Origin of the sequence: Sulfitobacter sp., from assembly GCF_041552635.1 — a bacterium.
Taxonomy (GTDB): domain Bacteria; phylum Pseudomonadota; class Alphaproteobacteria; order Rhodobacterales; family Rhodobacteraceae; genus Sulfitobacter.
This window is the reverse complement of the sequence record NZ_JBFEKM010000196.1, coordinates 1-6,475: the sequence shown is the minus strand read 5'-3', so window position 1 is coordinate 6,475 and position 6,475 is coordinate 1. Positions and strand designations below refer to the sequence as shown.

The following is a 6,475-nucleotide window of genomic DNA, read 5'->3' as shown; positions in this document are numbered from 1 at the left end:
AGGGCGGCGGGTTTTTGTGTCTGCCCCCGTTAACCACTTTGAACTGGTGCAGGACGCGCCGCATAGCTTGCTGTTCGGCGGCGGGATCGGCGTCACGCCGATGATCGCCTTTGCCCACCGCTTGCACGCGCTTGGACGCCCCTTTGAACTGCATTACTCGGCCCCAACCCGAACGGCCGCCGCTTTCGCGCCCCTGCTGGCCGATGTCGCGTGGGCTGACCGCGTTCACCTTCATATCAGCGCCGATGGCACGCGCGCAGACATGGACACCCTGATGGCAAGTGCGCCCAACGGCACCCACGCCTATACCTGCGGCCCTGACGCCTACATGCAAGCGGTGATGGCGGCGGGAAAGGCACGGGGCCTTCCCGACGAAGCCCTGCATCTAGAATATTTCGCCCCGCCTGTGCAGCCCGAATTCACCAACCATCCCTTCATCCTGCGCCTGCCCGATGGTCGCGATATCCCCGTCAGCGCCGATCAATCCGCCAGCGATGCCCTGATCGCCGCGGATATCAAACTGGACATCAAATGCGCAGATGGCATATGCGGTGTCTGTAAATGCACGCTGCTGTCCGGGCAGGCAGAGCACCGCGATTTCGTCCTCTCCGCCAAGCAGCGCGAGACGGCTATGATCCTGTGCCAGTCCCGCGCGGCTTCCCCCGGTGGCGTCTTGGAGATTGAGCTATGACCCGCACCGCCCTTGTCACAGGATCATCCGGATTCATCGGATATTTTACCTCTATCGCATTGCTGGACGCTGGCTGGAAAGTGATCGGGCTGGATTGTTTGTCTGACTATTACGACGTCGCCCTCAAAGAACGCCGCCAAGCGATGTTGAACCAGCACGCAGGGTTCAGCGTGATCAACGACCGTCTGGAAACGCCCGGCACGCTGATGGCGCTCTTCGAAAAGCATCGCCCCGATGCGGTGGTGCATCTGGCAGCCCAAGCCGGCGTGCGCCATTCCATTGAAGCCCCCCGCGACTACGTCGAGGCAAACCTGATCGGCACATTCGAACTGCTCGAAGCGGCCCGCGCCTATCCTCCAGCCCATATGCTGCTGGCTTCGACATCTTCGGTCTATGGCTCGAACACCGAAATGCCCTATGCCGAAACGCATAAAGTCGACACGCAAATGTCGTTCTACGCCGCCACCAAAAAGGCGACCGAGAACATGTCCCACAGCTATGCGCATCTCTATCATCTGCCGATCACCATGTTCCGGTTCTTTACCGTTTATGGCCCTTGGGGCCGCCCCGACATGGCGCATTTCAAATTTACCAAAGCGATCCTGAACGGCGACCCGATCGACATCTACAACCACGGCGACATGAAGCGTGATTTTACCTATATCGATGATCTCACCGCCTCGATCCTTGCGCTGATCGACACCGTGTCCGGTGACACGCCCGTTGAAAACGACAGCCTGTCAAACGTCGCCCCGTTCCGCGTGGTCAACATCGGCAATGACAGCCCCGTGCCGCTGATGGATTTCATCGCAGCCATCGAAAAAGCCTGCGGTCGCGAAGCGATCAAAACCTACCACGATATGCAACCGGGTGATGTGCCCGCCACTTGGGCTGATGCGACACTGCTGCAAAACCTCACGGGTCAGCGCCCCGTCACCCCGATTGAAACGGGCCTGCAAAACTTCGTGGACTGGTACCGCGACTATTATAAAGTCTGATCTTTGATTTCCAAATGGTCTAAAATCCTCGCCGAAGGCTCCGCCGATTGCCACCAGCGCCGTCAATGCCTACATAACGCCCAACTCTCTCAATAAGGCCCGTTAAAATGACTTTCGACCGCTCTGTTAAAATCGCCCCTTCGATCCTTGCCGCTGATTTCGCCAATTTCGGTGCCGAATGTGCCGCCGTCGAGGCGGAAGGCGCAGATTGGGTCCATGTCGATGTAATGGATGGCCATTTTGTGCCCAACATCAGCTTTGGCCCCACGACCTGTGCTGCGATCCGCCCGCATATCAAGGGCATCATGGATGTGCATTTGATGATCTCGCCCGTAGATCCCTATATCGATGCCTTTGCGCAGGCCGGTGCCGATTTCATCACCGCCCATGTCGAAGCCACGCCCCACATTCACCGCACCTTGCAGGCGATCCGCGGCGCAGGGGCCAAGGCAGGCGTGGCGCTGAACCCCGGCACGCCCGCTTCGGCGGTCGAACACCTGCTTGATATCACCGATCTTATCTGTGTGATGACCGTGAACCCCGGCTTTGGCGGTCAGAAATTCATCGACATGTCAGACAAGATCAAAACCCTGCGCGCCATGATTGGCGACCGCCCGATCCATATCGAGATTGACGGTGGTGTGGATGTGAATACGGCCCCCATGGTCGCCCAGGCGGGTGCCGATGTGCTGGTTGCAGGCTCTGCCGTGTTCCGGGGTGGGTCTGTCTCGAACCCTGCGCCTTACGGCGAAAACATCCGCGCAATCCGCGCAGCGGCTGCGGGTGTGTACGTCTAAGCACTTCGTTCGGCATAGATAGAAATAAAAAAGCCGGCACACCACATGGTGTCCGGCCTTTTTCAATGGCTAAGTGAGCTGGCTTAGCCCAACTGATCTTTGAATGTTGCGATCAGCTTGTGCTTCAAAATCTTGCCTGTAGGTGCCGCTGGCAGGGCAGTACCGATGATGATGTGCTTGGGCCGCTTGTATCCGGTCAGCCGCTCTTTCACGAAAGCCCGCAGATCGTCGGCATCCAGGCTGTCGCCCTCGGCGATCTGGACAAAGGCCAGCACTTCCTCATCGCCATCCTTGGTCCTTCCGATCACGGCGGACTGGATCACCTGCGGGTGGTCGTTGATCGCGGCTTCGACCTCGGGCGGGTAGACGTTGAACCCACCATGAATGATCAGTTCTTTTGACCGCCCAAGAATATGCAGCAGGCCATGTTCATCAAGCTTGCCCAGATCACCTGTGCGCAGCCACCCGTCCGCATCAACCACTTTCGCAGTCTCGGTCGGGTTCCTATAGTAACCCTTCATGATCTGCGGGCCACGGGTCAGAACCTCGCCTGTGCCTGCGCTGCCGCCTTCGACGGTGTCGTCAATCTTGACCTCGATCCCCGGCAGCGCGGGGCCAACCGACACGTCGGGCGACCCGATCGGATTGGATGTCGCGGATGTACCGGCGGTGGTTTCGGTCATGCCATAGCCATTCTGGATCGCCACGCCATAGAACCCTTCGGCCTTGCGCTTCCATGCCGGATCAAGCGGCGCGGCCCCCGACGACACATAACGCAGGGTTTCGGAATTCAGCTGGGTCAGGCCTTTTTCCTTGGTGTATTGCATCAAAAGCGCATGCATCTGCGGCACGGCGGACAGGAAATTAACCCCCGTCGTCAATGCTTTATACAGTTTTTCAGCCGAAAACCGTGCCTCAAGCCGGACTTCGGCGCCGATATAACATGACGCCGTCAGCACCGAACACAGACCGAACACATGGGTCAGCGGCAACACGCCGTAAACCACATCACCCGGTGTCATGCCCCGCAGATTGGCCGAGGTCATACCACCAAAGCGCACATTGGCATGGGTCAGCATCACGCCTTTGGGGTCGCCCGTCGTGCCGGTTGTGTACAGCAACACAGCGACGTCGCTTAGGTCAGCGTCGGGATTGCTGGCAATAGGCGTGGCCAGATGCAGCGCCCCGAAAGCACCGGTGATTTCCTTGGCACCCATGTGTTCCGCGTGTTTCACCGCATCTGGCGATGCGCCCGTGGTCATCACGACAGCAGCAGGTGCCGCGTGATCCAGAATGCGTTTTACCTCGCCCTCGGTCTGGCGTGCATTCACGGGGATGATCACAGCCCCCGCTTTCCATGTGCCAAAGATCGTGGCCACCGCTGCACCGCAGTTTTCCGACAGCAGCAAAACGCGGTCATTTGGTTTCACCCCTGCTGCTTTCAATTGGTCAGCCACAGCGTCAGCCGCTTTGCCAAGCTCATTGAATGTCCAGCGGGTTCCCACGCTATCGCTGAGCGCCGGTGCATCACCCCGTGTGGTGATCTGATGTGCAAGATATTCCTCTACGCGCGCCATAATAGCTCTGCCTCCCCGCAGGTATTGTCCGCTTTGGGCCATCTTGGCCTCAAAGCGGGTATTCAGTCGGACTGCTTTTCAGCCGCCGTAATTTGGTTTTCGTTTTTCCAGAAACGCGGCGATACCTTCGGCGGCTTCGGACGCGCCAGAGGCACGGGCCATGGCGTCGCGTTCAGCGTCCAGTTGCGCGGCCTCTGTCACATCATAGCCTTGGGCGACCAAGCCGCGAATGACAGACTGCGCTTGCCGTGGCCCTTGGGCCAGACGGTCGGCATAGGCCATAGCCCCGTCCATTGCGCCCCCCGGTTCGGACAGCGCATTGACCACGCCCAGATCATACATCCGGTCAACGGTGACAGGCTGCGCCAACAGGCACATCTCCATCGCCAACTGACGTGGCAATGTCCGCGCCAGCGATGCGGTCAACCCGCCGTCAGGGACCAAGCCCGCCTTGACATAAGCCGCCGTGAATTTCGCACCTTTTGCGGCAACGATCAGATCGCAAGCCAGCGCAAAGGACAGGCCCGCACCGGCGGCACCACCTTCAACAGCGGCGATCACAGGCACAGGGCTGCTGCGGATTGCGCGCACCACATCATGCAGTTCGTCGATCTTGCTGCGGCGTTCCTCTTCGGGCAGGTCGCGCCGGGCGATCAACACATTCAGGTCGCCGCCTGCGCAGAAAAAATCGCCCTCGGATGTAAGGATGACGGCGCGAACGCGGGGCTCGTGCGCCAGTTCAATCGCCTCTTTGATGCAGGCATAAAGCTCGGGCGACAGCGCACCGCGTTTGTGGGCATTGCCGTTCCAAACAATGATCCGGTCGCCCTTGTCCTCAATCCGTGCGCTCATGTCAGTTTCTCCTGTGGGACGCGTTTGAACACGCCCGTCGATGTGGCGATGACGGTTCCATCCTCGTGGACCAGCTCCGCATCGATATAAAGCAGGCTGCGCCCGCCACCCTTGATCCGACCCGTTGCCGTCACCCGCCCCGGTTTGCCCGCCGCCAGAAATTGCGTGGTCAACGAGATTGTCAGGAACGGGTTCAGACCTTTGGGATCAACGCTAAGCGATCCGGTCATCCCGCAGGCGTTGTCCAGCAATGTGGCGGCGATACCGCCATGAAGGACCCCGTGTCGGTTCAGGTGTTGCGGACCCAGATCAAGATAACAGCGCCCATGGGGCGGATCGGATATGTCAACGACATACCCGACCAGCGTTTGGGTGCCGGTCTCGTCCCGGATCAGCAAGCTTTCATCAGGCTGCTGCGATGGCAATGAAACGCTCCAAGTGGTGGTCTGTGTCGCCAAAGCGATGATCGGCCATGATGATACGCTTGGCGATATGGGCCAGTTCGTATTCTTGTGTCATGGCAATGCCGCCGTGCATCTGGATGCTGTCTTCGGCAACCAGACGGCCCGCGCGGCCCAGCAGGTTTTTCGCGGCAGACACATGGCTTTCGCGGCTTTTGTAGCCCTCTTCCAGATGCCCGGCAGCGACGATCACGGCAGAGCGTGCTTGCTCCATCTCGATCAGCAGGTCGGACATGCGGTGCGCAAGAGCCTGGAACGTGCCAATCGGCTTGCCGAACTGCTTGCGCGTCATCAGATATTCGCGTGTCAGGCGGCAAGCCGTTTCCATTGCGCCCAGCGTTTCGGCACAAATCGCGACGTTGGCGGCAGCAATGCGTGCCTCGATCGCGGGATAGGCTTTGCCAGCATCACCCAGACGGGCCGAAGCGGGCACAGTCACATCATCCAGCGTGATTTCTGCAGCACGGCCACCGGCCAGCAGGGCATAGCCTTGCAGCGTGATGCCTTTGGCGTCGGCAGGAACAAGGAACAGCGAAATGCCGTCTTCATCCGCAATATCACCGCTTTCGCGGGCGGAAACCACCAGCATGTCGGCGTTTTCAGCGTTCACAACAACGGCCTTGCGACCGTTCAAAACGATGTTGTCGCCATCGGCTTTGGCTGTGGTGCTAACGCGGTTCATGTCATAGCGGCTGGTGGGTTCGCCGTGGGCAAAGGCCACCTGCAACGCGCCGCCGATGATTTCTTCGACATGGACTTTTTGGTCGTCATTGCCAAGGTCGGCGATCAGACCGCCGCCAAGAACGGCCGTATCAAGGAACGGTTCAACCACGCCCGCGCGGCCAAGTTCTTCGAACACAACCGCGATGTCGAAACCAGCACCGCCAAAGCCGCCCTGATCTTCGGTGAACAGCGCGCCGATGACGCCCAGTTCGGCCAGACCGTTCCAGATGTCAGAGGAAAACCCTGTGTCGCTTTCAAGGATCTTGTTGCGTGTCGCGGTATCGTATTTGTCGCGCAGGAAACGGCGCAGACTGTCTTGAAGCATTTGGCGTTCTTCTGTCAGGTCGAAGTTCATGCTCCACCTCCCATCGTTGTT

Annotated in this window: 7 protein-coding genes; 3 read left to right on the top strand and 4 right to left on the bottom strand. The window is 59.3% G+C overall.

Annotated features, from left to right (window positions below):
* The 3 genes from ABYT07_RS17945 to rpe all read left to right on the top strand — a co-directional run.
* On the top strand, window positions 1-691 hold a 691-nt coding region (locus ABYT07_RS17945; RefSeq protein ID WP_372993393.1), incomplete at its 5' end, for a 2Fe-2S iron-sulfur cluster-binding protein.
* Entirely contained in the window at window positions 688-1,689 is a 1,002-nt protein-coding gene (locus ABYT07_RS17940; protein ID WP_372993392.1) for an NAD-dependent epimerase/dehydratase family protein, read from the top strand. The genes ABYT07_RS17945 and ABYT07_RS17940, both read left to right, overlap by 4 nt.
* 107 nt (window positions 1,690-1,796) lie before the next feature.
* The gene (gene rpe, locus ABYT07_RS17935) at window positions 1,797-2,486 is read left to right on the top strand and encodes a ribulose-phosphate 3-epimerase (RefSeq protein WP_372993391.1); all 690 of its coding nucleotides are present in this window, start codon (window positions 1,797-1,799) and stop codon (window positions 2,484-2,486) included.
* Between the two features lie 83 nt (window positions 2,487-2,569).
* Here the strand turns inward: rpe and ABYT07_RS17930 are convergent, their stop codons facing one another.
* From ABYT07_RS17930 to ABYT07_RS17915, 4 genes are all read right to left on the bottom strand, one after another.
* On the bottom strand, window positions 2,570-4,063 hold the full coding sequence (locus ABYT07_RS17930) for a class I adenylate-forming enzyme family protein (protein WP_372993390.1): 1,494 nt from the start codon (window positions 4,061-4,063) through the stop codon (window positions 2,570-2,572).
* 78 nt (window positions 4,064-4,141) lie between these two features.
* Window positions 4,142-4,915 (bottom strand): oxepin-CoA hydrolase, alternative type, encoded by a 774-nt coding sequence (locus ABYT07_RS17925; RefSeq protein ID WP_372993389.1) that lies wholly within the window; start codon window positions 4,913-4,915, stop codon window positions 4,142-4,144.
* On the bottom strand, window positions 4,912-5,340 hold the full coding sequence (locus ABYT07_RS17920) for a PaaI family thioesterase (RefSeq protein WP_037227793.1): 429 nt from the start codon (window positions 5,338-5,340) through the stop codon (window positions 4,912-4,914). Before ABYT07_RS17920 ends, ABYT07_RS17925 begins: the two co-directional genes overlap by 4 nt.
* A complete protein-coding gene (locus ABYT07_RS17915; RefSeq protein WP_372993388.1) occupies window positions 5,321-6,454 on the bottom strand; it encodes an acyl-CoA dehydrogenase family protein in 1,134 nt (377 codons plus the stop codon). Before ABYT07_RS17915 ends, ABYT07_RS17920 begins: the two co-directional genes overlap by 20 nt.
* Window positions 6,455-6,475 lie beyond the last annotated feature (21 nt).